The organism is Nonomuraea cavernae, assembly GCF_014646355.1.
Classification (GTDB): domain Bacteria; phylum Actinomycetota; class Actinomycetes; order Streptosporangiales; family Streptosporangiaceae; genus Nonomuraea; species Nonomuraea cavernae.
Window position 1 is genome coordinate 150,524 of record NZ_BMNH01000001.1, and the last position, 24,780, is coordinate 175,303.

The 24,780-nt window shown below is 72.4% G+C and carries 23 protein-coding genes; 15 read left to right on the forward strand and 8 right to left on the reverse strand.

The features are described from left to right. Window positions 1–140 precede the first annotated feature (140 nt). Entirely contained in the window at window positions 141–1,511 is a 1,371-nt protein-coding gene (locus IEY82_RS00745; RefSeq protein WP_189121970.1) for an aldehyde dehydrogenase family protein, read from the reverse strand. Continuing rightward, on the reverse strand, window positions 1,511–2,611 hold the full coding sequence (locus IEY82_RS00750; RefSeq protein ID WP_189121971.1) for an acyl-CoA synthetase family protein: 1,101 nt from the start codon (window positions 2,609–2,611) through the stop codon (window positions 1,511–1,513). The genes IEY82_RS00745 and IEY82_RS00750 overlap by 1 nt, the downstream gene beginning before the upstream one ends. A gap of 322 nt (window positions 2,612–2,933) precedes the next feature. Between IEY82_RS00750 and IEY82_RS00755 the strand changes: the two genes are divergently transcribed. Then, entirely contained in the window at window positions 2,934–3,326 is a 393-nt protein-coding gene (locus IEY82_RS00755; protein ID WP_189121972.1) for a RidA family protein, read from the forward strand. A gap of 148 nt (window positions 3,327–3,474) precedes the next feature. Here IEY82_RS00755 and IEY82_RS00760 read toward each other — a convergent pair whose 3' ends face one another. Genes IEY82_RS00760 through IEY82_RS00775 form a run of 4 tightly spaced genes read right to left on the reverse strand, consistent with a single transcriptional unit; the run spans window position 3,475 to window position 6,326 of the window. Further along, window positions 3,475–4,152, reverse strand: a complete 678-nt coding sequence (locus IEY82_RS00760) for a response regulator (protein WP_189121973.1) — start codon at window positions 4,150–4,152, stop codon at window positions 3,475–3,477. Continuing rightward, complete coding sequence (locus tag IEY82_RS00765; protein ID WP_225261919.1) at window positions 4,149–5,351, reverse strand: sensor histidine kinase; 1,203 nt, start codon at window positions 5,349–5,351, stop codon at window positions 4,149–4,151. Before IEY82_RS00765 ends, IEY82_RS00760 begins: the two co-directional genes overlap by 4 nt. Window positions 5,352–5,361: 10 nt before the next feature. Beyond that, window positions 5,362–5,808: a hypothetical protein gene (locus IEY82_RS00770; protein ID WP_189121974.1), complete on the reverse strand. Its 447-nt coding sequence runs from the start codon at window positions 5,806–5,808 to the stop codon at window positions 5,362–5,364. After that, window positions 5,805–6,326, reverse strand: a complete 522-nt coding sequence (locus IEY82_RS00775; protein ID WP_189121975.1) for a DUF1772 domain-containing protein — start codon at window positions 6,324–6,326, stop codon at window positions 5,805–5,807. The genes IEY82_RS00770 and IEY82_RS00775 overlap by 4 nt, the downstream gene beginning before the upstream one ends. A 415-nt stretch (window positions 6,327–6,741) precedes the next feature. Here IEY82_RS00775 and IEY82_RS00780 point away from each other — a divergent pair, with 415 nt between their 5' ends. Genes IEY82_RS00780 through IEY82_RS00790 form a run of 3 tightly spaced genes read left to right on the forward strand, consistent with a single transcriptional unit; the run spans window position 6,742 to window position 8,353 of the window. Continuing rightward, entirely contained in the window at window positions 6,742–7,026 is a 285-nt protein-coding gene (locus tag IEY82_RS00780; RefSeq protein WP_189121976.1) for a hypothetical protein, read from the forward strand. Continuing rightward, window positions 7,023–7,919: a hypothetical protein gene (locus IEY82_RS00785; RefSeq protein WP_189121977.1), complete on the forward strand. Its 897-nt coding sequence runs from the start codon at window positions 7,023–7,025 to the stop codon at window positions 7,917–7,919. Before IEY82_RS00780 ends, IEY82_RS00785 begins: the two co-directional genes overlap by 4 nt. A 2-nt stretch (window positions 7,920–7,921) precedes the next feature. Then, entirely contained in the window at window positions 7,922–8,353 is a 432-nt protein-coding gene (locus tag IEY82_RS00790; RefSeq protein ID WP_189121978.1) for a YbaB/EbfC family nucleoid-associated protein, read from the forward strand. Between the two features lie 77 nt (window positions 8,354–8,430). On the opposite strand, the gene IEY82_RS00795 is transcribed toward IEY82_RS00790, so the two are convergent. Together IEY82_RS00795 and IEY82_RS00800 are read right to left on the reverse strand one after the other, a co-directional pair. Next, on the reverse strand, window positions 8,431–9,264 hold the full coding sequence (locus IEY82_RS00795) for a cytochrome c biogenesis CcdA family protein (protein ID WP_189121979.1): 834 nt from the start codon (window positions 9,262–9,264) through the stop codon (window positions 8,431–8,433). A gap of 36 nt (window positions 9,265–9,300) precedes the next feature. Next, entirely contained in the window at window positions 9,301–9,942 is a 642-nt protein-coding gene (locus IEY82_RS00800) for a redoxin domain-containing protein (RefSeq protein WP_189121980.1), read from the reverse strand. 371 nt (window positions 9,943–10,313) lie between these two features. Between IEY82_RS00800 and IEY82_RS00805 the strand changes: the two genes are divergently transcribed. The 11 genes from IEY82_RS00805 (at window position 10,314) to IEY82_RS00855 (ending at window position 24,772) form a co-directional block, all read left to right on the forward strand. Continuing rightward, window positions 10,314–10,679, forward strand: coding sequence for a hypothetical protein (locus IEY82_RS00805; RefSeq protein WP_189121981.1), 366 nt, complete (start codon window positions 10,314–10,316; stop codon window positions 10,677–10,679). Window positions 10,680–10,834: 155 nt separating this feature from the next. After that, on the forward strand, window positions 10,835–13,114 hold the full coding sequence (locus IEY82_RS00810; RefSeq protein ID WP_189121982.1) for a catalase: 2,280 nt from the start codon (window positions 10,835–10,837) through the stop codon (window positions 13,112–13,114). Between the two features lie 492 nt (window positions 13,115–13,606). After that, window positions 13,607–14,398 (forward strand): hypothetical protein, encoded by a 792-nt coding sequence (locus IEY82_RS00815; RefSeq protein WP_189121983.1) that lies wholly within the window; start codon window positions 13,607–13,609, stop codon window positions 14,396–14,398. Beyond that, on the forward strand, window positions 14,385–15,137 hold the full coding sequence (locus tag IEY82_RS00820) for a thioesterase II family protein (protein WP_189121984.1): 753 nt from the start codon (window positions 14,385–14,387) through the stop codon (window positions 15,135–15,137). Before IEY82_RS00815 ends, IEY82_RS00820 begins: the two co-directional genes overlap by 14 nt. A gap of 43 nt (window positions 15,138–15,180) precedes the next feature. Continuing rightward, window positions 15,181–17,127, forward strand: a complete 1,947-nt coding sequence (locus IEY82_RS00825) for a non-ribosomal peptide synthetase (protein WP_189121985.1) — start codon at window positions 15,181–15,183, stop codon at window positions 17,125–17,127. Then, entirely contained in the window at window positions 17,124–20,093 is a 2,970-nt protein-coding gene (locus tag IEY82_RS00830) for a type I polyketide synthase (protein WP_189121986.1), read from the forward strand. The genes IEY82_RS00825 and IEY82_RS00830 overlap by 4 nt, the downstream gene beginning before the upstream one ends. Then, on the forward strand, window positions 20,090–21,373 hold the full coding sequence (locus IEY82_RS00835; RefSeq protein ID WP_189121987.1) for an ATP-grasp domain-containing protein: 1,284 nt from the start codon (window positions 20,090–20,092) through the stop codon (window positions 21,371–21,373). Before IEY82_RS00830 ends, IEY82_RS00835 begins: the two co-directional genes overlap by 4 nt. A 33-nt stretch (window positions 21,374–21,406) precedes the next feature. After that, window positions 21,407–22,384, forward strand: a complete 978-nt coding sequence (locus IEY82_RS00840; RefSeq protein WP_189121988.1) for a Gfo/Idh/MocA family protein — start codon at window positions 21,407–21,409, stop codon at window positions 22,382–22,384. Continuing rightward, complete coding sequence (locus tag IEY82_RS00845; protein WP_189121989.1) at window positions 22,381–23,115, forward strand: hypothetical protein; 735 nt, start codon at window positions 22,381–22,383, stop codon at window positions 23,113–23,115. The genes IEY82_RS00840 and IEY82_RS00845 overlap by 4 nt, the downstream gene beginning before the upstream one ends. After that, a complete protein-coding gene (locus IEY82_RS00850) occupies window positions 23,106–23,975 on the forward strand; it encodes a sugar phosphate isomerase/epimerase family protein (protein WP_225261921.1) in 870 nt (289 codons plus the stop codon). The genes IEY82_RS00845 and IEY82_RS00850 overlap by 10 nt, the downstream gene beginning before the upstream one ends. After that, complete coding sequence (locus IEY82_RS00855; RefSeq protein ID WP_189121990.1) at window positions 23,972–24,772, forward strand: sulfotransferase; 801 nt, start codon at window positions 23,972–23,974, stop codon at window positions 24,770–24,772. The genes IEY82_RS00850 and IEY82_RS00855 overlap by 4 nt, the downstream gene beginning before the upstream one ends. Window positions 24,773–24,780 lie beyond the last annotated feature (8 nt).

A 24,780-nucleotide genomic window follows, 5' to 3' on the forward strand; every position in this document is an offset into this window, starting at 1 on the left:
TCAACGTCCTGGAAGTAGATCTTGGTGCGCATGGCAGGGCCGGGCCGCCGCATCCGGATCAGCGGATCCGACGAACGCCCCTACGAGGGGCCGCGCCATGCTCGGGACATCGAGCAAGGGGACGGAGGGTGCCCGCGGGTTCAGTCTCGGATGATCGCCTTGGTGCGCATGAGGAACTCCCCGAGATAGCCGTCATGCGGCACGCCTGGCCGGAACCACCAGGTGGGATGGTCACCGACGTAGACGTTGCCGATGGTGGGCTCGTTGACCAGCTCGTCGATGAGCCGCTCGTCATCGGTCATCGCGGTGAGCACCAGTGTGTTCCGCAGCGGTCGAATTCCCTCGGCTCTCGACCATGGCGCCACCCAGACACACGGGAAACCCATTTCCACGCCGACCTGCGGCGCGGCCGCGTCGTCCACCTGGAACACCGCAGGACGTATCACCGCGCTGCCGTCGCCGAGATCGTCGACCACACCGTCACCACCGAGCCAGGCCTTGGTGCCCTCGGCACGGCCGAGCAGGAACTCCTCCATGGCCCTCGCGGTGGCCAGCGGCTTGACCGGCAACATCGCTTCGTCGTCCTCAGGCCGCAGGCTCGGGATGGCGCTCAGCTCTTCGGCGATGGCCTGGGCCACCGGCGTCGGGTCACCCTCGACGAACACCGCCGTGGTGTTGACGCAGGCCGTCCCGGCCCGGCTGGCGATCGAGGAGATGACGGTGTCCAGGTGGGATCGCCAGGTCTGGCCGGTGAGCAGGATCTTCGACCGGCCGGGGCCCTGCGCCCGCACAGTGCTGTTTCCGGCGTACTTGTTCACCACGGCGTCATCGCCGTAGACGATCGCGAGATCGGCCCCGCCGATGATGTCGCCGGCCACACTGTGCGCAGTGGGCAGGAGCACCACCTGGTCGTCACCGAAGCCGGCTGCGCGCAACGCGGTGATCAACCGGTGCGGCGTGAAGGGATCGCGCCTGGAAGGACGTACGGCCACCCGATAGCCGAGCGCCAGAGCCTCCAGCCACAACGCGTGCACGCCGGGGTGATTGCCCGAGGCGTGCACGGCGAACACATCTCCGCGCCGGGTCCAGAGCGCGGTGCCCGTACGGGTCGAAGGATCCGCCCAGTGGTCGACCGCGCCCACAGGGCGGGCAGATCGAGCGTTGCCGTATGCGTGCGCGGCGGCGTCCCTGATCGCCTCCGTGGTGCCTCGTACCACCGAGATCGGGAGGCCGCAGACGCGGCTGACCGCGTACTGGTAGTCCGACACCGACAACCCGTCGATCATCGCGTCGGCGAACGTGCGGCCCGCCTGGGTCACCGCGGCGACTCGCCGATCGGCCGGGACGCCATCCGCCCGGCGCAAGGCCGCCATGGCGCGGTCCACGAACAACCGCGGCACCAGGCTGAGCTCCGCGACGGGTGTCCCCGTCACGTCGGACACGGTCAGCCGATCGCGGGACCGGTAGGCACCGTTGTGTCCCAGCGCGTCGAGCTGGATCGGTCCGGTCATCAGTAGACCCCTTCGATGACCGGTTTGCCATGGAAACTGGCGACCGGCTGGACATCGGCCACCGAGTCGCCGAGCTGCCCGGGCAGCGGCTTCACGCGGATGGCCGTATCGCGTTCGAGGTTGTTGGGCAGCAGCTGACCCTTGCTGACGTGGTGCATCACGACTTGGCCGCGTTCACCGTACTCGACCGCCGCGCCGGTCTCCGGATCGATGACGGAGTAGGAGATGTACGGAGAGAACGGGTCGAACACACACCGGTCGTCATCGGTCAGGTCCATGCGCTCGAACGCGCCGCCCAGAACCATCGTGCTGCCGTAGAAGCCCCGCAACTTGACCTCAGGAAAAACCTCGGTCCGCAGGATGTGCCGGGTGTCGGCGCCCATGTGCGCCCCCTGCCAGACGATCATCCGCACCTTCTCGTTGACCAGATCGACCAGCAGGTCGCTTCGCGCAAGCCTTTCCAGCAACGGCGGCGAAATCGTCAGGATCCCGATGTTCTGCGTCTTCAGCAGGAACTCCGCCTGCTTGAGGAGGTGGTCAAGGTAACGCTCGGCGTCCTCCGGCCGCCCTTCGACGATGCACTTCTTGACCCAGCGCGGATCCATGTCGATGGTGAACAGGATCCCCCCACGGCTGCGCACCTGTTCGCGCGGTCTCGCCGAGGCCATGTGCGGGCCGCTCGGCACCATGGTCATCCAGTTGAGCCCGCGAGGAAGACCCCACGCGTCCATGTTCCGGTTGTCGAAGGCCAGCCAGCGCCTCATCCAGTCGACCATGCAGACCACACGCTTGGGCGCGCCGGTGGTGCCGCCGCTCTCGAAGACGCCGAACAGCTCCGAACGCTCCGGGAGCCCGTTGGGGATGAGCTCTTCGGCAGGTACGGTACGCAATTCGTTGACAATGTTAGGGAAAAGCGCCAGATCGGCGAAGGTGCGCACGTCGCCTATCGGGTCGAAATCCAAGGACTTGGCCCGCTCAAGCCAATACGGAGTCCCCGTCTCCGCACTGAAATGCCATCGCATGGCGGCCTGGATCAGAGCCTCGGCATCCGGAACCTCATCGAGCGGGCAGTCAAGGACGGGATCGATTCTTTTCGGCATGTCCGTCGGCTCCTAACATTAAGGCACGAAGGATGTGAAGAATCATGTTCTGGTGGAGCTGAGCACTCTCCGAGACAGCACCAGTCGGGCTCTTGCGGCCTGCGACCAGGAAGTGGCCAGAGAGGATGCGGCCCGATGCCGATCCCATCGGCATTTCTCCCACCACCTCCTCGTCGAGCACCTAGGTCAGGATCAGGCCAGTCCATAACGCGGCCATATCACGCGCGTATCACGATCCAGGAAAACAATGCGGGGCGCGATACCGGCTTCTCCGGTGACGCGGAGTTGGGAATTCCTCTGGCCGCGGTGTTATGGTGCGGCCATGGCGAATCGAATTGAAATCGCAAGCGGCTCCTATTACGAGGAGCAGGTCGGGTACGCCCGTGCGGTGGTGCTGGACGGCTGGGTGCATGTTTCGGGCACCGGAGGCTTCGACTACTCCACCATGTCGATCTCCGAGGACGTGGTCGAGCAGACCGAGCAGTGCCTCGACAACATCGAGGCCGCGCTCACCGAGGCGGGTTGCACGTTCTCCGACGTCGTCAGGGTCCGCTATCTCCTGCCCGACAAGAACGACTTCGAGTTGTGCTGGCCCAGCCTCCGCCGCCGTTTCGACAAGGCCAAGCCGGCCGCCACCATGTGGGAGGCGGGGCTGGCCGACCCCCGGATGAAGGTCGAGATCGAGGTCGACGCCCGGATCCCGGCCGGAACGTGACCCGGCCTCCGCCGCGGCCGATCACGGCCTGATCACGCGGCCATCCGGGCCTGTTCCCTGCCGTCTGACGCGCTTGCTGGTGAATGATCGCAACTGCGGTGGTTCATGGCTCCGAGTCCATCTTGTGGAGTCCTGCCGCCACCCGGTCCTACGGGTCCCGATACCGCTCCTCGGCGCCGGGTGTGATCAGACCCGTCTCGTAGGCCAGGACGACGAGGTGGGAGCGGTCACGGGCGCCGAGCTTGGTCAGCAGGCGGCCCACGTGCGTGCGGGCGGTCGCCGGGCTGATGAACAGCCGCTCGCCGATCTCGGCGTTGGTACGGCCCGCGCCGACCTCGGCCAGCACCTCGCGTTCGCGTTCGGTCAGGCGGTCGAGCCGCGCGGCCGTCGCGGGGCTCGGGCCGGTGGCGGCGGCCCGCATGACGCGCCGGGTGACGGCGGGTGACAGCAGCGCGTCGCCGCCGGCCACGATCCGCACCGCCTCGCGCATCCGCTCGGGACTGGTGTCCTTGAGCAGGAATCCCGCGGCTCCGGCCCGGATCGCTTCCTGGATGTTCTCGTCGGTGTCGAAGGTCGTGAGCACGATGACCTGTACGTGGCGCAGCGCCGGATCGGCCGTGATCCGCCGGGTGGCGGCCAACCCGTCGCCGCCTGGCATGCGGATGTCCATGAGGACCACGTCGGGACGGAGGCGGGCGACCAGCTCGACGCCCTTGTCGGCGCCGCTCTCGTCGCCGGTCACGGTGATGTCCTCGGCGCGTTCGAGCAGCAACCGCAGCCCTTCCCTGACCAGGTGCTGGTCGTCGACGATCACGACCTTGATCATGAGTGCTCCTCCAGCGGGACGCTCGCCTCCACCACGAATCCGCCCTGCGCCGGCGACGAGGTGCGCAGGCCGCCGCCGAGCAGCGCCAGCCGCTCACGCATCCCGGTCAGACCCCACCCCCGCGACTCGCCGCCGCCCGTGCCCGTGCCCGTGCCCGCGCCCGTGTCGGTGCCGGTCTCGGTGCCGGCGCCGCGGCCGTCGTCGCTGACGCGGAGCAGCAGCTCGCCCGCGCCGTAGTCCAGGTCGACGCGCACCCTCCGGGCGTCGGCGTGCCGCAGCACGTTGCTCAAGGACTCCTGCACCACCCGGTACGCCGTCGCGTCCGAGATCGCCGACAGCCGCACCGGCCGGCCCGAGGTGCGCACGTCGATGTCGAGCCCTGCGGCGGCGGCCGTCGCCACGAGCCCGTCCAGCCGGTCCAGCCCCAGCGCCGGGCCGTCGTCGGGATCGCCCGCGCGCAGCGCGCCCAGGGTCAGCCGCAGCTCACGGCTGACGTCGCTGCATGCCGACCGGGCCGCGGCCAGCGAACGCTCGGCCACCTCGGGGGCATCGCGCAGCGACTCCCTGGCCACGTCCGTGTGCAGCGAGATCACCGACACCGTGTGCGCCATCAGGTCGTGCAGGTCCCTGGCGATCCGCAGGCGCTCCTGCTCCACCCGCCGCGCCGACTCCCGCTCGCGTTCCAGCCGGGCGGCGTGGCTCTGCCTGGCCAGCTCGGCCCGCCAGCCGCGCCGGGCCCGTACGCCGTCGCCCAGCGCGATCGCGGCGGCCATGAGGCCCAAGGTGGTCCCGGTCTCGAACCCGAGCAGATAGGCCAGGTCGTCGCCCTCCAGGATCCGATGGGTGGTCGAGATGCCGAACAGGGCGCCGGCCGTAGCGACGGACCAGCGCAGCTCGCCCTGCTCGGCAGCCGAGTACAGGGCCGCGGCCGCCGGCGCGGCCAGCCCGATCGGCGGGTAGGACAGCCCGTAGTAGACGATCAGGGTCAGGGCCGTGAGCAGCAGCGTCGCCACCGGCCAGCGCCGCCGGGCGAACATCAGAACGGCGAGCAGCGCGCCGAACGCGTACGCGGCCATGCCAGGCCCGGCCGACGCGTGGCCGACGTCGGCCGTGATGGCGGTGCCGACCACGACCAGGACCAGCATGGCCAGGCCGGTGTCGACCGCCAGCTCACGGCCGGCAGGAGGTTCGCCCCGCACGCCTCCCCCGTCAGTCTCGTGGGTGCGGCCGGAAACCCGGCACGATCCTGGTGACCACCCAGGCCACCGCGCCGACGGCCGCGCCGACCACCATCCCGGTCATCAGGCTGCTGCCCAGGGCGAAGCTCCGCAGCACCAGGTCCTCCACCGCGGGTGAGAAGGCGCCGGCGAAGTTGCCGCCCAGAGTCGGCCGGCCGTCGAACGAACTTTCCCAAAGTACCTGATGCGTCACGCCGAGCAGCACGCCGTAGGCGGCCCCCACGGCGAGCAGCGTCACGAACGCGTTCGGCACCCGCTTCCACAGCACCACGGCCGCCCAGACGGCGATCGGGACGAACACCAGCAACGCGTTGACCACCGGCCCGACGAGCCGCAGGTCATGCGCGATCACCCGCGGGAGGCCGAGCAGCGCCAGCCCCCACACGGCCGAGGCGGGCAGGCCGAGCCGGGCCTTCACGACGCGACCCCCGCGAGGGCGGCGGCCCGGGCGCGCTCGCGATGCAGGCGCCACAGGCCGGTGAAGGCCAGCGTCGCGGTCACCGCGCTCATCGCCAGCCGCCCCCAGTGGCCCGCCTCGAACTCCCACGCGGTCTGCCGCAGCACCTCCACCGAATGAACGGCGGCGCCGTCCTCGAACATGATGTCGTTGCGCGGCCAGAAGTAGAGCACCGAGAACAGGAACTCGCCCAGCAGCAGCGACAGCAGGCTGCCGCCGGCCCACAGCCGCATGTCCCGCACCGGCCAGACCAGCACCAGGGACGCCACGGCGGCGACCACCGTCACCGCGCCCATCGGCGGGAAGAAGTCCGCGGGGCCGGTCACCGCGAAGAACTCCACCGTCTCGGCCAGCGAGGCGGGCACGTCGTGGAACACGTTCGGATAGATCACGATCGTCTCCACCGCGATGCCGCCGAACGCCACCATGGCGATCCAGACGTACACGGAGAGGACGGGCAGAGAAAGTCGCTGTCGCATCGGGCCTGCTTTCGGGCGATCGGAACTCGGACTCGGTCACGCTACGAGTCCGATCCACCACCCGTCGTCCGTCTGAAAGCCCGGCCGTGTACGCGTTTCGACGTATTCCGGCGGCACAAGACCGGCCTTCCTCCAGGCATGAAGGAGTCCATGGACCCGGCCGTTCCCCGGTTCGACCCCTGGCCCCGGGCCGACCCGGATCGTGACGCCTGAACGTGGGCGTGATCGACCCGGCGACGGCCGCGTCAAGATCGCGTAGTGGGGCGCCGGGTTCGCGTAGAGGTTCCGTCAGGAGGGCCCCGCTCCGGGCCGCCGCGGGTGAGGGTGGGGAGATCACCTGCCGACGAAAGCAAAGCGACACATGCTGATAAATCAACACCTAGGGACGCCTCAGGAGCCGGTCAGCCCGAACGAGGTGGAGATCGAGCGGGTGCGCCTGCGGGAGATCCGGTCGCGCCTGCCCGAGGCCGTCCGGCCGCTCGGCGAGGTCCTGCCGAGTCTGGTCGCGCTCACGGTGGCCGAGTCCGCCTTCACGTCGTTCACCTACTCGCTGGCGCTGGCGTACAACGAGGTCGAAGCGTTCACCATGACGGAGGTGCGTCACTGGATGGACGGCGCCTCCCGGGTCGAGGACGGCATGACCGCCTCGATCACGACCTGGCAGGACGCGGAGCGTGCCAGCTCCGTGAGGTCGCGGTGAATCTCGCGCACCTGGCCCGGCGAAGCCTGGTCATGGGCACGGGCGCGGCGGTGACACTGTCAGCGCTGGGAGTCCCGGCAGGATGGCCGTTCGTCGGGAAGATGTACATCCACCAGTACGACCCGCAGGCGTTCTTCGACGGGGCGCGGACCTGGCTCGAGGTGCACGACGACGCGGCGGCCACCAGGCGGAACCTCATGGTCCTCGTGGACGAGGTGGCCGTGACGAGCTGGCGGAGCGAGGACGGCCGGGCCTTCCAGCGCCGCGTTGACGCTCTCCTGGCCGAGCTGCGCGGCATCGAGATCCGCGCCGTGGTGACGGCTCTCACCCTGTACACGGTGGGGGCGGCTCTGGCCGCGATGGTCATGTTCCAGTTCTTGGTCGCGGCGGCCATGGCCATGGTGGCGCTGTGGGTGCTCACCGCCGCCGTCACGCCGCTCAGCCTGGCCGGCGCCCGGGTCCTGGCCGTACAGTGCCTGATCAAGCTCTTCGAGGGGTACCGAGCGGTGGAGTCGCTGCTCAACACGCTGCTGCACGGGTGTGCCGCCGCGCTGGGCGCGGCCGTCGTCGTGGACGTGGGCCTGGAGGCCGCCCGCGGCGACTTCGGCGGCGTGCGCGACCTGGCCGCGGCGACCTTCGCCCAGGGGCCCATGCTGGTCTGGGGCACCGCCAACCGGATCGAGCGCGACCTGACCGCCCACGGCCTCAGCGGTCTCCATCCCGCCGGTCGCCCCTGGCCGAGCGCGCGAGCCACTACGCCGCTCCCGCCCGGCCTGCCCCAACTGGCGGGTGCCAAGGCGTTCAACGACCTCGCCACCGGCGGTCAGACGGTCACCGGCCGGTACGTTCCGGAGCAGGCCGCCGACGGCTCCTACTCGTTCCCCTGGGATTGACGATGGACTTCGAACAGGCGCTCGGCCTCGATCCCGAGCGGCTCGCGGCCGACGCCGACCACCTCTTCGAACAGCTGCGCCACCTGCCCGGCGGCGCCGAGACCGTGGCGTGCGCCGAGTCGGTGAACGGCTGGGTCCGAGTCGAGTACGGCTGCACGTCGGGTGTCCGGGAGGTGCGCCTCGATCCCCGTGCCATGCGCATGGACTCGCAGACGCTCGCCGAGACCCTTCGCGACCTGATTCACCAGGCGCGGACCCAGGCCGAGACCGAGGAACGCGGCAGAGCCGAAGCCGTCCTGGGCGCCGGCAAGGGGCTCCTCACCGACCGTCGGCTCGTCGCTGACCGGCTCCGCCACGCGACCGGCGCGCTCCAGGAGAACCTGGAGCACGCCGCCGCGACGATCGACCGGGTACGCGCCCTGCTACGCCCCTGATCGACCGGGACGTGCACGGCGATCAGGTCGGTGCCCCTGCTCCTGGCGCCCGGCCGGCGCCCCGTGGCGGCCCCCGGTCACCTCGCGCGGCGCAGCACGAGACCTCCCAGGATGAGCACGACGGCCACGATGGCGATCCAGCCCGCGCCGACTCCGCCCAACCAGCCGGCGACGACCCCTTGGACGGTGGTCACCGCGGTCACGACCGGGTCGTCGGCGTCTCCGCCGGCGACGACGCGGAGTTCGTACCAGCCGTAGTAGAGGACGTACAGGCCGGCCAGGGTGAGCAGGACGCCGCCGGCCCTGGACACGTACGGCAGGACGCGGCGCAGCCTGGTCACGACGGCCGCGCGGGCGAGCGCCACGGCCAGCGACAGCACGGCGATGACCAGGCCCATGCCGAGCGCATACGTGGAGAAGGCGACGACGCCGCCGAGCAGCCCCCCGCCGGCCAGGGAGGCCGAGGTGACGGCGAGGAAAGGCCCGACCGTGCACGAGAGGGAGGCCACCGCGTAGGAGAGGCCGTAGCCGTACAGGGACCACGGCGAGGAGGTGGGGCGGCCGGTGTTCGGCCCTGGCAGGCGCAGCAGCAGCTCGCGGCCGGACAGTGACCAGAGGCCCAGCCCCACGAGGACAGCTCCGATGGCCATGGTCGCCCACGGCAGGTAGCCGCCCACCGACACCGCCAGCGCCGTCACGGCGAGCCCGAACAGGCCGAAGACCGTGACGAATCCGGCGGTCATCGCCGCCGAGAGGATCAGCGCCCGGACGACGGGACCGGGGCGGGCCGCCTGCTCGTCGTTGATCAGCAGGGTGAGGTAGGCGGGCAGCATGGCGAAGCCGCACGGGTTGAACGCGGCGACCGTGCCGGCGGTGAGCGCGAGGGCGAGCGGCAGTTCGGTGAGGTTCATGCGTGTCCGGGAGGGCCGGAGGGGGGCATGGCGCGACTACCGGCCGGTCAGCTTGCGAAGATGCTCGTCCAGCTTGTCCCGGTTGAGCGGGCCTGAGACCTTCTCGGAGGAGCCGTCCGGCTTCATGAACACGAAGGTGGACTGTTCGCTGACGCCGAGCTTCGTCCAGACCGCGCCCTTGGCATCCGACAGGTGGGTCAGGTCGCCGGTTCCGGTGCGCTGGACGAACTCCTTCATCGCCGCCTCGGTGTCCAGTCCGCCGACGCCGACGAACGCGACGTCACCGCGCGCGTCGGCCGCCGACTTGACGGCGGGCGCCTCCGAGGCGCACTTGGGACACCACGCGGCCCAGAACCAGAAGACCACCGGCCTGCCCGCCAGGCCCGCTCCCTGGAAGGTCTCACCGTCGAGCGTCCGGGCCGAGAACCGCAGGGCGGCGGGCACCGAGGCCGGCGCCGCCGCCTCCTGGGACGCCGTCGGAGCGGCCGTCCCGGAGGTCAGCCCGGAGGTCATCTCGGAGGTCGGCGCGGGGGTCGTCTCCGAGGCCATCTCGGAGGCCATCTCGGAGGTCGGCGGGGAGGCGTCGCCAGGGGTCATGCCGTCCTGTTCCATCGTGCCGCAGGCGCCCGCCAGCAGGGTCGCCATCGCCAGTACGGCCAGCGTTCGCGTTCGAGTCATGCCGTCGAGCCTAGGAGCGCCGCCCCGCTCCACTCCTTACGAGCCGATGACGGCGGCACGAGCGGGCCGGAACGGGGTCAGGTGCCACGGAGCTCGCGGACCAGCTGCCTGGTCGACTGCGCCGGTTCGACGCCGAGCTCGGTGAGTGCGGCGGTCAGCCGCTGATCGCGTCGACCAGCGTGGCGGTGTCGGACCGATCGGCGCAGAGCACGGCTCCGCCCCGTCGCGCGAGCAATCAGGCGGACACTGCGCCGGCAGCCCGAGGACGCCTGACCTTCCGGACGCGCGCGCCGAGCCGTTGTACGGGGAGCTGCGCCATCCGCCCCGGTCGCCTGCGGTTTGTCCCTGACGCCGGAGGGCAGCCACCGGACATGGATCCCGAAAGCGGTCAAACCGGCGGGGCCTGGCTGGCGCGTACCCAAGGGGCGTGCAACGTGCTGGGCGGCGTCTGGCCGTTGGCGCACATGTCCAGCTTCGAGAAGGTCTTCGGGCCCAAGGTCGACCGCTGGCTGGTGCGTACCGTCGCCGGGCTGCTGGTCGGCATCGGTTACAGCCAGATCCGCGCGTCCCGCACGCCGGAGGGCGTCCGGCACGCCCGCCGGATCGGCCTGACCACCGCCGCGACGCTGCTGAGCATCGACCTGGTGTACGTGCCCATGGGGCGGATCCGCGCCACGTACCTGCTGGACGCGCTGGCGGAGGCCGGCTGGATCTACGCCTGGCGGCGAGCGCGTTGAGCGGCGGATCTGCCGGACAGAGGTCAGGCATCCCGTAACGGCGGCAATGAGCAGAATGTGGTGTTTGTGCCGATAGGCAGCGGGTAGCGCCTCGAGACGCCGCCCCCCACCATCTCGCCCACAAAGTCGATCTTCGTATCGCTCCAGGAGAGATCATGAAAGAGTCCCATCCGGTGAAGGCAGCGGTCGACAAGGTCATCGACGCGGTGACCGGCGACGGCCCCGAGATCCCGGGCGCGCCGAACAGCCGGCCGCCGGCCCTCGAGGAGCCGACCGAGCCCAGGGAGCCGTTGCCGCCCAAGCCCGACCAGCGCGGGCCGGAGCCCTACTCCCCCACCGGTCAGCCCCTGGACGTGCCACCCTCGGACCTCGCGCAGGGCGGCGCCTACCTGACGACCGCCCAGGGCCTGCGGCTGCGGGACACCGACCACTCGCTCAAGGCGGGGCCCCGAGGGCCCGTGCTCCTGCAGGATCACCACCTGCGCGAGAAGATCATGCACTTCGACCACGAGCGCATCCCCGAGCGCGTCGTGCACGCCCGGGGAGCCGCCGCCCACGGCGTGTTCAAGTCCTACGGCACGGCCACGACCGTCACCAAGGCCGCCCTGTTCGCCAAGGACGTCGAGACCCCGGTCTTCGTGCGCTTCTCCACCGTGCTCGGCTCACGCGGCTCGGCCGACACCGTACGCGACACCCGCGGCTTCGCCACGAAGTTCTACACCACCGAAGGCGTCTGGGACCTGGTCGGCAACAACATCCCGGTGTTCTTCATCCAGGACGCGATCAAGTTCCCCGACATCATCCACGCCGCCAAACCGCACCCGGACCGGGAGATCCCGCAGGCGCAGAGCGCCCACGACACCTTCTGGGACTTCGTCTCCCTGCACACCGAGGCGACCCACCACACGCTGTGGAACATGTCCGACCGCGGCATCCCGCGCTCGTACCGGACCATGGAGGGCTTCGGCATCCACACCTTCCGCCTGGTGGACGCGGCGGGGGCGACCACCCTGGTGAAGTTCCACTGGAAGCCCAAGGCCGGTGTGCACTCCCTGACCTGGGAGGAGGCCCAGCTGATCAACGGCATGGACCCGGACTTCCACCGGCGTGACCTGGCCGACGCGATCGAGGCGGGCGCGTATCCGCAGTGGGAGCTGGGCATCCAGACCTTCCCCGACACGCCCGAGCAGACCTTCGAGGGCATCGACCTGCTGGACCCGACGAAGATCGTGCCGGAGGAGCTGGCGCCCGTCCAGCCGATCGGCCTGCTCACGCTCAACGCCAACCCGTCCAACTTCTTCGCCGAGACCGAGCAGGTCGCCTTCCATCCCGGCCACCTGGTGCCCGGCATAGACGTCACCGACGACCCGCTGCTCGCCGGGCGGCTCTTCTCCTACCTCGACACGCAGCTCACCCGGCTGGGCGGGCCCAACTTCGCCCAGATCCCGATCAACCGCACCCACGCCCCCGTCAACGACATGCTGCGCGACGGCATGCACCAGACGGCGGTGCACCAGGGCGTGGCGCCGTACCGGCCCAACTCGCTGGACGGCGGGTGCCCCTTCGTCGCGGGCGCGCAGAACGGCGCGTACGTCGAGGTGCCGGTCGAGGTGGCCGCGGCGCCCAAGGTGCGGGAGGCCCCGGCCTCCTTCGCCGACCACTTCACCCAGCCGCGGCTGTTCTGGCTGAGCCTGTCGCCGGTCGAGCGGGAGCACGTCATCGCCGCCTACACCTTCGAGCTGGGCAAGGTCTACGAGCAGACCATCAAGGAGCGCAACCTGCGGGTGCTCGCCGAGATCGACCCGCACCTGTGCCGGCAGGTCGCCCAGGGGCTGGGCCTGCCCGCCCCCGAGCCGTCGCAGCCGCTGCCGAACCCGCGGCCCAGCCCGGCCCTGTCCCAGGTGGGCGACACCTGGCCGGTCACCGGCCGGATCGTCGGCATCATCGCCGACGGCGACGGCGACCTGAGGGCGGTCAGCGCCCTCCGCCAGGAGGTGCTGGACGCCGGCATGGTCCCGCTGGTCATCGCGCCGACCGGCGGCACGCTCGCGGCCGACGGCGACGAGCCCGTGACCGTGCAGCGCACGTTCGCCACCGCTCGATCGGTGGAGTTCGACGCGCTGCTCCTGGCCGGCGCGCCGGCTCCCGGCCTGGACGCGTACGGCGCGCGCGACGCCAAGGCCGGCACGGCCACGATCACCGAGACCGTGGTCGACCCGCGCGTGCTGCTCATGCTCTCCGAGGCCTACCGGCACGCCAAGCCGGTCGGCGGATGGGGCGACGTCTCCGGGGTGCTCGAACTGGCCGGAGTGCCCACCCAGGCACCCGGTGTCCTCGTCGCCCCGGACGCCCAGACGGCACTGCGGGAGATCGTCCAGCTCCTGACCGAGCACCGGGTCTGGAACCGCTTCCCCAGCGCCCCCGCCCTGTCCTGACGTAGACACCTGAGCTCTCCCGCCGCGACCCGCGGCGGGAGAGCTCTCGCGTGTCCGGGGCGGCACGGCACGCCGCGAGGCCCGAGGCCATCCGGTCGATGTCGCCGGAGGACGGCTCTGGAACGGCGCTGAAACGGCGCCGAACCCGTCATGGCGCTGCGCTCCGAGCCGGGCCGGGAAGGCGGGACAGCCCGGAAACGGGCGCCGTTCCGTGCCCCGCTTCAGGCTCGCATCAGCAACGCTTCAGCACCCGGTGCGACAGTTCCCACGGCCGGCGGTTTCCGGAGAAACGCCCATGCGACCAGGGGAGCGGTCGTCGGGCGCCAGGTCACACCGATCTTTCCCGCGCCGGTGGCCAGGGGGATTCACCCGATTTCCGGGCCGCGTCCACGTGGCGGGGCCTGGGAGAGGGCCGTGCGCGGAGACGGCGCTCGGCCGTGCCCGGCCTGCCCGGCGCATGACGGTGAGCACGACATCTCGGAGGGGAACACGGTGCTGGAGAAGATAGTCGGAGGCGAGCTTCCGCCGGTCATCCTGGTGGACTTCGCCATGTTCTCCGTGGCCGACACGATGACGACCCTGATGGGAGTCCACGGATCGGGGCGGGCGATCTACCGCGTCGACGCCGTACAGGATCTGGAGACCCACGGGGCCATGTCGATCGACCGGCTGGCGGAGCTGTACACGCGGGAGATCGCGGAGCTCGCGGAGTTCGCGAGCCCGCCCGCCGGGGTGCTCGGCTACTGCAGCGCGGCGACGCTCGCCCTGGAGATCGCGAACCGCCTCGGCGACGGCGGGCACGCGCCACAGGTGGTGCTCGTCGAGCCGACCTGGCTGACCACCGACCTGATCGGGCAGGAGCTGGCGAATCTGCGCACGTCGCTCGGCGCCACCGGCGATCCGCCCGCCGAGATCACACCCGCCTCCGTGCTCCAGACGCTCACCGGCGACCTGGTGACGAAGCTGGCGGCGGAGGGCATGCCCGAGTCCGAGATCGACACCTGTGTCACGATGCTGACCGACCGGTACGCGGCCTGGTTCGGCTTCCTCTTCGCCACGGCGGAAGCGGCCGTGCCCACCCCGAGGACACCGGTCTCGCTCGTCATCAGCGGCGACAGCGACAAGGAGCCGGCGCCGGGTTGGACGCCGGCCCAGTGCGCGCTCGTACGCGTGGACGTGCCCGCGGGCGAGTTCCTCGGCAGCGAGGCGGTCCGCCGGCAGATCCTCCGCCTGATCGATCAGCCCCACGAACGCCACCAGGAACCCCGCCATGAGCACCGCTGACGGGCCGGAGCGTCGTCCGTTCACGGCGCGCGTGTACTGCTTCGCGCATGCCGGGGGCTCCGCCGGGGAGTTCCGCGAGTGGGCGGACCTCGCGGACGACGTGCGGATCGTCGGCGTCGAACGCCCCGGACGCGGCGCCAGGTTCGGCGAACCCGCCTCACGGGACCTGCTGGGACTGGCCGCTGAGCTGGCCGGCACCCTGGCGCTGGACCTGCCGTTCGGCCTGTTCGGCCACAGCTTCGGCGCCCTGCTCGCGTTCGAGATCGCGCACGTGCTGCGCGCTCGCGGCCTCAGGACGCCGGACCGGTTGTGGCTGTCCAGCTTTCCCAGCCCCGACGTTCCCCGGCACGAGCCGGAGGTACGGCACCTGCCCGACGCCGAACTGCTGTGGACGCTGCACGAACGGCACGACGGGATTCCCGCCGAGGTGCTGGAGAGTCCCGAGCTGCTGGAGATCGTGGCGACGTACATGAGGGCCGACTACGCGGCCATGGAGACCTACCGCTTCCAGGACCGGGACCCGCTGCCCTGCGCCCTGGACGTCCTGGCCGGGGCCGACGAGCACGACCTGCACGACAGGCTGGCCGGCTGGGCGAGGCACGCCACCGGCGGGTTCTCCACGCGTTTCCTTCCGGGTGGGCACTTCTACCTGCGCCATCCGGACAACAGGCGCCACCTCGTGCAGGCGATGCGCGACGCGGCGATGACCATCGTTCCGACTCCGGGGGTGGAGCAATGAGGGAGATTTCGATCGGCCCGCGACGCGGCGAGGGCGGGCGCTCATGACCCCGCAGCGGGAGTGGGGACGGGCGGCCGAGGTCGACGCCGAGTCCGGCATCGGCGAGCTGATCGTCCAGGCGGGCGCCGACTTCGCCGGGCTGCCCGCCGTCCACGAGGCGGGACGCGGGCTGACGCTGACCTACGCGCGGCTCCTCCGCCAGGTCGAGACCCAGGCCGACGGGCTGCTGGCGCGCGGGGTCGGCGCCGGTGACCACGTGGTCGTCGCGGTGCCGCGCTCCGCCGAGGAGATCGTCGCGGTGCTCGCCGTGCTCAGTGTGGGAGCGGTCTACGTCCCGATGGACGGCTCGCTTCCAGTGGCGAGGCTCAGGGTGATGCTCGAACGGGTCCGGCCGAAGGCCGTGATCGGCGACTTCGCCGCGGCCCGCTCGATCGTCCGGGCGGCACCCGCCCCCTGTGTCCCCGTCGATCCGGTGGCCCTGACCGGCCCGGCCCCGGTGCCCGTGACCGGCCGGCCCGCCGACGAGGCCGTACGGGGCTGGGCGCGGCGCGATCCCGGTGACGTCGCGTACATCACGTTCACCTCCGGTTCGACGGGCGTGCCGAAAGCGGTGCGCATCCCCCACCGCGGCGTCGTCCGCCTGGTGCGCGGGGCCTCCTACCTGCGGCAGGGGCCCGGCGAGCGGATCCTGCGGCTCGCCCCGCTGGCCTTCGACGCGTCGACACTGGAGATCTTCTGCGCGCTGGCGACCGGCGCGACCGTGGAGGTGTTCCCCGGCGGGCCGGTGTCGCCGGGCGAGCTGGCCACGTTCCTGCGGGAGACCGAAGTGACCGCGGCGTTCCTCACCGCGGGACTGTTCCGGGTCGTGGCCACCGAGGCGATCGAGGCGTTCGCCACCGTGCGCCAGGTGTTCACCGGCGGTGACATCGTGCCCGCCGACGCGGTGCGAGCGCTGCTGTCGCGCCATCCCGGCCTGGAGGTCGTCAGCGCGTACGGGCCGACCGAGAACACGACGTTCTCCACCGTGCACCCGATGGCGAGCGTCGCGGAGGTCGAGACGCCGGTGCCGATCGGCAGGCCGATCGCGGGCACGTCCGCCCTGGTGCTCGACGAGGCCGGCGAGCCGGTCCGGACGGGCGAGATCGGCGAGCTGTACCTCGGCGGGAGCGGGCTGGCCGTGGACTACCTGGACGCGCCGGAGGAGACGGCGCGGGCGTTCGTCCGGCCGCCGGGGGTGCGGGAGCGCTTCTACCGCACCGGCGATCTCGCGCACTGGGACGCCACCGGGCGGCTGCACTTCGACGGCCGGCGCGACCGCCAGGTGAAGGTTCGGGGCTACCGGATCGAGCTGACCGAGATCGAGGGGCGGCTGGGCGAGCACGAGGAGGTGCGGGACGTCGCCGTCGTCGTGGTCGGCGCCGACGCCGGATCCAAGCGGCTGCTCGCCGCGATCGTCCCGAACCGGGACGCGACAGCCCCGAACGCGTCCTGGGACGCGACAGACCCGAACGCGCCGGACCGGGACGCGACAGCACGGGCCGACGGGCTGGTGGCGCGCCTGCGTGACGCGCTCCGCGAGGAGCTGCCCGGCTACATGGTGCCGGTGCTCTGGGTCGTGACGGACCGGCTGCCGTACACGCCGAACGGCAAGGTGGACGTCGCCGAACTCGAACGCCGGGCCACGGCGGCCAGGCCACCCGTGCGGGCCGCCGCCACCGGGCCGGCGCCCGCCCACCGCGCCGAGGGCCCTCACCACGAGCAGGACGACTTCGAGGACGTCATCGCCGGGGTCTGGAGAGAAGTGCTCGGCACCAGCGACTTCGGTGTCCGGGACCCCTTCTTCGAGATCGGCGGCGACTCCCTGCTGGCCGGTCGCGTGCACCTGCGCCTGCGCGCCGAACTGCCCGGCCACCCGCTGCGCATCGTGGACATCTTCCAGCATCCGACCGTACGGGCGCTGGCCGAGCACCTGAGAGGAACGGCCCGATGAGCCGCGCGGAAGGCGTCGCGATCATCGGCTTCGGGCTGCGCCTGCCCGGCGCCGACACCCCGGAGCGGTTCTGGGACAACATCGCGGCGGGGCGGGACTGCCTCACCAGGTTCGACCTGGACGAGCTGGCGGCCGAAGGGGTGCCGGAGTCCGAGCTCGCGAACCCGGCCTACGTCCCCGTCCGGGGGATCGTCTCGGGCGTCGAGGACTTCGACGCCGACCTGTTCGGCATGCCGCCGCGCGAGGCCCAGGTCACGGACCCGCAGCAGCGGCTCTTCCTCGAATGCGCCCTGGAGGCCCTGGAACACGCCGGGTACACCCAGGAGACGGCCGCCGGCCCGATCGGCGTGTTCGCGGGCACGGGCAAGAACCACTACCTGCTCCGTCACGTGCTCGGCCACACCGAGCTGCTCAGCAGCCTGGGCGACATGGCGATGCTCGTCGGTCACGAGAAGGACCACGTCGCGACGCGCACGGCCTACCGGCTCGGCCTGCACGGCCCGGCCATCACCATGCAGACCTCGTGCTCGACGTCACTCGTCGCCGTGCACATGGCGGTGCAGAGCCTGCTCAGGCACGAGGCGGACCTCATGCTCGCCGGCGGCGCGTCGATCAGCCTGCCGCAGAAGGCCGGTTACGTGTACAGCCCGCACGACATCCTGTCGCCCGACGGGCACTGCCGGGCCTTCGCCAAGGACGCCAGGGGCGCCGTGCCGGGCAACGGGGTCGGCGTCGTGGCGCTGAAGCGGCTCGGCGAGTCCGTACGTGACCGGGACACCATCTACGCGGTGATCAGGGGCTCCGCGATCAACAACGACGGCGGGCGCAAGGTCGGCTACACCGCCCCGAGCGTGCGCGGGCAGGCGGACGTCATCCGCGCCGCGCACGCCGCCGCGGGCGTGGACGCGAGCACCATCCAGTACGTCGAGACCCACGGCACCGGCACGGAGCTGGGCGACCGCATCGAGGTCGAGGCCCTGACCCAGGCGTTCGGAGCCGCCGGTGGGCCGGGCTCCTGCGCGCTCGGCACCCTGAAGCCGAACATCGGGCACGTGGACATCGCCGCCGGGGTCGCCGGCCTCATCAAGGCCGCGCTCGCCCTGTGGCACGGCCGGCTGCCGCCGAGCATCGACTGCGACCAGGAGGAGCCGGAGCTCAAGCTGCACGACGGCCCGTTCTACATCAACCGGGTGCTGCGGCCGTGGCCGGCGACGCGGGGCCCGCGCAGAGGCTCGGTCAGCGCCTTCGGCGTGGGCGGGACGAACGCGCACGTCGTGCTCGAACAGGCGCCCGTACGCGAAACGGCCGGGCGCGCGCCCGGCGGGTGCGTCATCGTGCCGGTCTCGGCGCACACCTCGCCCGCCCTGACCCGGCTCACCGACCGGCTGGCCGAGCACGCGCGCTCGCATCCCGAGATCGACGCGCGCGACGTGGCGCACACGTTGCGCGAAGGCCGCCGCCATCGCGAGTACCGCTCCGCCGCCGTGGTGAGGGACCTCGCCGAGCTGGCCGACCCCGCCGCGTTCCGGATGCCGTCGCGCGGCCGGAGCGGCGTGAACATCGGCTTCCTGTTCACGGGGCAGGGCAACCAGCATCCCGGAATGGCCGCCGAGCTGTACGACCGCTTCCCCGTCTTCCAGACGGCCATGGACGACTGCGCCAGGGAGTTCTCCACGAGCACCGGCACCGACATCCGCTGGACGCTGTGCGAGTTCCCCACCGACCGCGCCGCCGCCCAGGCCGAGCTGGACGGCATGGCGCTCGCCCAGCCGGCCGTCTTCGCCATGGAGTACGCGACCGCGAGCTTGCTGCTGTCGCTGGGTCTGCGGCCGAAGGCGTTGCTCGGGCACAGCCTGGGCGAGTACGCGGCGGCCTGCGTCGCCGGGGCGATGAGCCTGGCCGACGCCGCCGCGCTGGTCGGAGCCCGTGGCCGGCTCCTGGACCGGGTGCGTGGCGGGGCGATGCTGGCGGTCTTCGCCGGAGAGGACACCGTCGCCGCGCTGTTGCCGCCGTCCCTGTCGCTGGCCGCGGTCAACGCGCCGCGTTCGGTCGTGGTGACCGGCCCGGCCGGCGCGATGCCCGACCTGATCGAGCGGCTCGACGCGGACGGCATCGGGCACCGGAAGGTGCCGGTGCCGATCGCGGCGCACTCCGCGATGCTGGACGGCCTGCTCGACGAGTTCCGGGCGCACGCCGACCGGCTCACCTATCACCCGCCGTCGATCCCGGTGATCTCCGGCGTGACCGGGCGGCCCGTCGAGCGCGGCTTCGACGCCGACCACTGGACGCGCCACCTGCGGCGGACCGTCCGGTTCGCCGACGCGGTCGAGCACACGCTCCAGTGGCGTGACCCGCTGCTCATCGAGGTGGGCCCCGGCAGCACGCTCACCACCCTGGTGCACGAGACGGCGGCGGGGCGGCCGGTCGTCGCGCTGTCCACGCTGCCCGGACGCAAGGACGAGGCCCGGCCGCTGAGGACCATGCTGGAGGCCGTCGCCGGGGCGTGGTGCGCCGGGGCCGAGGTGGACTGGGCCGCGCTGGACACCGACCGGGACGCGCGCCGCGTGCCCCTGCCCGGCTACCCGTTCCAGCGTTCCCGGCACTGGCTCGACCCGGTGACGCCCGAGCCCCTCCGGACGCACCCCGCGACCTCCACTCCGGAGGCCGCGCACCCCACGACCCCCGCTCCGGACACCGCCGCCGCCCGCTCCTCCGAGGAGGAGGAGCCCGGCCAGCCGGTGGAACGGGAGATCGCGGCGATCTGGCGTGACCTGCTGGGCGTCGAGGACCTCGGCCCCGACGACAACTTCTTCGCGCTCGGCGGCCAGTCGCTCCTGCTCGTCCGCATGATCGCCCGGCTCAAGGAGCGAACCGGGGTCGCCATCGCGCTGCGGGACGCGGTCGCGGCTCCGACCGTGAGCGGGATCGCGGCGCTGGTCGCCCACCAGACGAGGGGGCCGGCATGACAGCGCCCAGGCTCGCGGTCGTCCTGGGCGAGGGCGCGGTGGCCCTCGGCGACCTGCTGGTCGGTCTCGGCTTCTGCCCCGACCTGGTCTTCGTCCTGCCGCCGGGCCCGCAGAGCGCGAGGTACGCGGCCCTGCTCGACTCGGCCGGCGCCGTCCTCACCCTCACCGGGGACGCGGGCGCCGACGCCCGGGCGCTGCGCGCCGTGGCGGCGACGGGCCTCGTGACCTTCGGCGAGGACACGTTGCCCGTCGCCGCCCGGCTCGCCGCCGGAGCCGGCCTGCCGTTCCACAGCCCCGAGACCGTCGAGCGGCTGACCGACAAGCACGTCCAGCGGCAGGCGATGCGCGAGCACGGCATCGAGACCCCCGCGTCGTGGCTGCTGCGCGGCCCCGGCGCGCAGTGGCCGGCCGGGCTCCGCCTGCCCGCCGTGCTCAAGCCGGCCCGGGGCGTGGGCAGCAGGAACACCTTCCTGGTACGCACCGCCGACGAGGGCATCGCCCTGGCCGCCCGGCTGCTCGACCCCGGCGGCCCGGAGGCGGAGGAGTGCCTCGTCGTCGAGGAGTGCCTGGTCGGGGTCCCGAGCGAACCGTTCGGCGACTACGTCTCGGTGGAGAGCGCCTGCTCGGGGGACGACATCCAGACCATCGGGGTCACCGGGAAGCTGCCGCTGCTGCCGCCGTTCAGGGAGAACGGTCAGTTCTTCCCCGACGCCCTCGACGACGCCGTGCGCGGCAAGGTGGTCGAGCTGGCGGAGCGCGCGCTGCGGGCTCTCGGCGTACGGCACGGCCTGACGCACACCGAGATCAAGATCACCGCGCACGGGCCTCGGGTCATCGAGGTCAACGGGCGCATCGGCGGGTTCATCAACGAGCTCTACGGGCGGGCGACCGGCCTCGACCTCATCGAGGCGGCGGGACGGCTCGCGCTCGGGCAGCGGGTGGACCTGTCCACCCGCCCCGTGGACCGCGTGTACTTCCAGCACTACGCGCGACCGCTGCCCGAGGCGACCCGGCTCGCCGCGATCGAGGGGGCCCGGTCGCTGACCCGGACGCCGGGGATCACCGCGCGCCGCCAGCTCGTCCAGCCGGGCACCGACCTGCCGCGCGACGGCAAGGCCGTCTATCTCGACCTGACCGTCGGGGACGCGCCGTCGCATCGGGAGATGCTCGCCGTCCTGGACCGGGGTCTGCCGGCGATCCGGTTCACCTTCGACACGCCCGAGGGGCCCGTCACCAGGGCCGGCGACGAACTGCGAGCCAGGGCGCCGATCCCCGGGTGACCGGGCGACGCCAGCTGCACAAGGGGGGATTGAGTGGAGAACAAGGAGACCGCGCTGGGGGTCGCGGTCGTCGGCTACGGCAACGCCGGGCGGCAGCACGTACAGGCCCTGGCCGACGCCGGGAGCGCGCACGCGGTCGCGGTGGTGGAGAGCGATCCGGCCGCCGCCGCGCGGGCGCGGGCGGACGGGCTGGCGGTGCGCGAGCTGGCCGACGTGCTGGCCGACGGCGGGGTCCACGCGCTGGCGCTGTGCCTGCCGCCGGGCTCGCGGACGGGCGTCGCCGAGGCGGCGGTGGCGGCGGGCAAGCACCTGCTGCTGGAGAAGCCGCCCGCGCGCGCACCGGAGGAGCTCGCCGGGCTGCTGTCGCTGGCCGGAGCCGGTGGGGTGCTGGCCGCAGTGATGTTCCAGCACCGCTTCGCGCTCCCCCGGCGGCTGCTCGGCGCCGATCCGGACCGGTGGGCGGGCGCCGTGGCGACCCTGACCATCTCGCGCCCGCGCGCCGACGCGCACTACCGGCAGGCGGGCTGGCGCTCCGACCCGCGCGACGCGCTCGGCGGCGTCACCGCCCACCTCGGGGTGCACTACCTCGACCTGGCGTGCCAGCTGCTCGGCCCGCCGCGCGAGGTGGTGCCGCTGTCCAGGATCGACGCCGCGCCGGGCATCGACACGCAGTTGTGCGGGCACCTCGTGTTCGCGTCGGGGGCCCGGCTGTCGGTCGTCGTCACCAGCCGTTCGGCCGCCCGGTTCGAGCAGCTCACGGTGCTCGGCGCCGACGCCTGGCTGGAGGTCAGGTCGGGCGCGGTCACCGGCGAGTCCGGCGGGGAGCCGATCATCGCGCCGTCCCGTCCCGCGTCGCGGCTGCGTACCGAGCTCTACCAGGAGCTCGCCGGCGCCGCCGCGGGCGGCCCGCCCCTCGACGTGGCCGCGCTGAGCCGCGCCGCCGGGGTGGTCGCGGCTCTGGACGGCCTGCTCACCAAGCCCGCCCACTCCGTGACGGAGCCGCTCTCATGACCGGCATACCGGCCATCGGGCTCAGCTCGGGGACACTCCCCCGGGCCGACGCCGCCGAGCTCGCCCGCGCGACGCTCAGGTACGGCGGATCCGGGGTGGACCTGCGGATCGGCAAGGGGCAGAACTGGGACCGCGACGGCGTGGCCGAAGGGTTGCGCGCCGTCGCCGAGGCCGGGGCCGAGGTCTTCTTCACCGGCGTCGGCTGGCGGCTGGGCGACCCCGGCCTGGCGCCGGCGGAGGCGGCCGAGGCGGCCGGGGTGCCGTCGCGGTGGCCGGTGAAGGTCTTCTGCGTGGAACGGCCCGACCTCGGCCTGGTCGCCGAGCAGGTGAGCGGCGCGGCCGACGCCGGGTTCGCGTTGTGGATCGAGACGCATGCCGGCGGACCGGCCGTGGACGGCCTGATCGACCTCGCCGCGCGCACCGGGGCGGGGGTCGTGCTCGACGTGCTCGGCCTGCGGGAGATCGGCGGCGCGGACCGCCACCAACTCGCCGACCTCGCGCCACACGTACACGCGGCCCAGGTCAAGGGCGTCCTGCGCACTCCGGCGGGGGTGCGGCACCGGCCGCTGACGCCGCCCGACCTCGAACCCGTCCTGACCGTCCTGGAACGTGGCCCGCTGCGGTCCATCACCGTGGAGTCCCGCGCCGGCGTGCCGGACTCCGACCTGGCCGTGCTCGCCCACGTCCTCGTACCGAACCTGACTGTTGAGGAGCTGAACAGATGCCGATGAGACTCGCGGTGATCGGCGACGAGCTGGCCCAGGACTGCCGGCTGGTCGCCAAGACCACCGCCGAGCTGGGGTTCGACGCCGTCGAGATCAGGTCGATGGAGGGCACGCCGCCCCACCTGCTGAGCGACGAACAGCTCAGCTCGGCGCGCGCGCTCCTGGAGGAGCACGGGCTGGTGGCGGCCGGGTTCGCGCCGCCGGCGTTGAAGGTCGAGCTGCCCGAGACCGACGACGACCTGCGGGCCGCGGCCGACCTGCTGGTCGACTCCTGCCGCCGGGCGGCACTGCTCGGCGCCCCGCACGTCCGGATCTTCAGCTTCTACCGCAGCGGCGACCCCGACCCCGTACGAGCCGGGCGGGTGGCCGCCTCGCTGCTGAACGGGCTGGATCTGCCGGTCCCGCTCGTCGTGGAGAACGGCACCCGGACGAACACGCCGACGGTGCGGCACCTCGTGACCTTCCTGGACGAGCTCGGCCGCGACGACGTCGGCATCCTCTGGGACCCGGGCAACAGCGTCTTCAGCGGCTGGGACGCCACGCCCTTCCCCGCCGACTACGAGGCGGGCCGTGACCGCATCCGCCACGTGCACGTGAAGGACCCCGACTCCACCCTCGGGTACGTCCGGCTCGGTGACGGCGACCTGGACTGGCCGGCGATCCTCGGGCGACTGGCCGAGGACGGCTACGGCGGGTTCGTCAGCCTGGAGACGCACTGGCGGCAGGACAGGCGGCTGACCGCCGACGAGCGCGACAACCCGTGGGGCGAGACGTTCTCGCGCGGCGGCCACCCGGCCAGCGTCGCGTGCATGCGGCGGCTGCGCGGCTGGATGGACGAGCTGACCGGGAAGAGCGCGAGCGCGTGAACACGTCCGGGTCCCCGCCGCTCATCCTGCTCGGCGCCCAACGCTCGGGCACCACCGCCCTGGGCGCGGTGCTCGACGCCGCGTTCGACGCCGTCGGCGGCGTCTTCACCGTCAACGGCAAGCTGCCCTACCTGCTGCACCGCTGGTGCACCGAGGAGGACGTCCGGGCTCGCCACCTGCGGGCCGACGAGATGCTGCACGCCCTGCGCCGGCGGCCGCCGTACGGGCTGCGGAGCGAGCGGTGGCTGGCCACCGTGGAGGGCGTGCTGCGCGAGGCGGCCGCCGACGTCGCGGCCGGATCGGCGGTCGACGCGGCGACGCTGCGGCGGGATCTCGTACGGCGGGCCTACGCGGGCGCCACCCGGTTCGGCGAGAAGTACAACGAGTACCTCCTGGAGCTCGACCGGCTCGCCCAGACCGTGCCCGACGCGCACTGGGTGCTGCTGGTCCGCCACCCGGCGGCCGTGGCCGACTCGATGCTGCGCTGGTCCGGCGACCGTCCCTGGCGGCCCGGCACCTGGGAGGCCGCGCTGGACAAGTGGGCCGCCTGGCACGAGCCGTGGCTGCGGCACGAACGCGCCCGCGACCCCGCCCGCAGCACCGTGGTCGAGTACGGCCGGCTGTGCGCGGGCGACGACCTCGACCGGCTCTCCACGGCGGTGGGCCTCGACCTCGCCCCGCACGCGGGCCTGCTCGCGGAACGTCCGCCCCCGGCGCCGCCACGAGCGCTGCCGCCGCGCGTCGAGCGGATCTGGCAGGCCCTGGCCGGCACCCCTCACCATGGAGGTTCCCGATGAGATCCCCG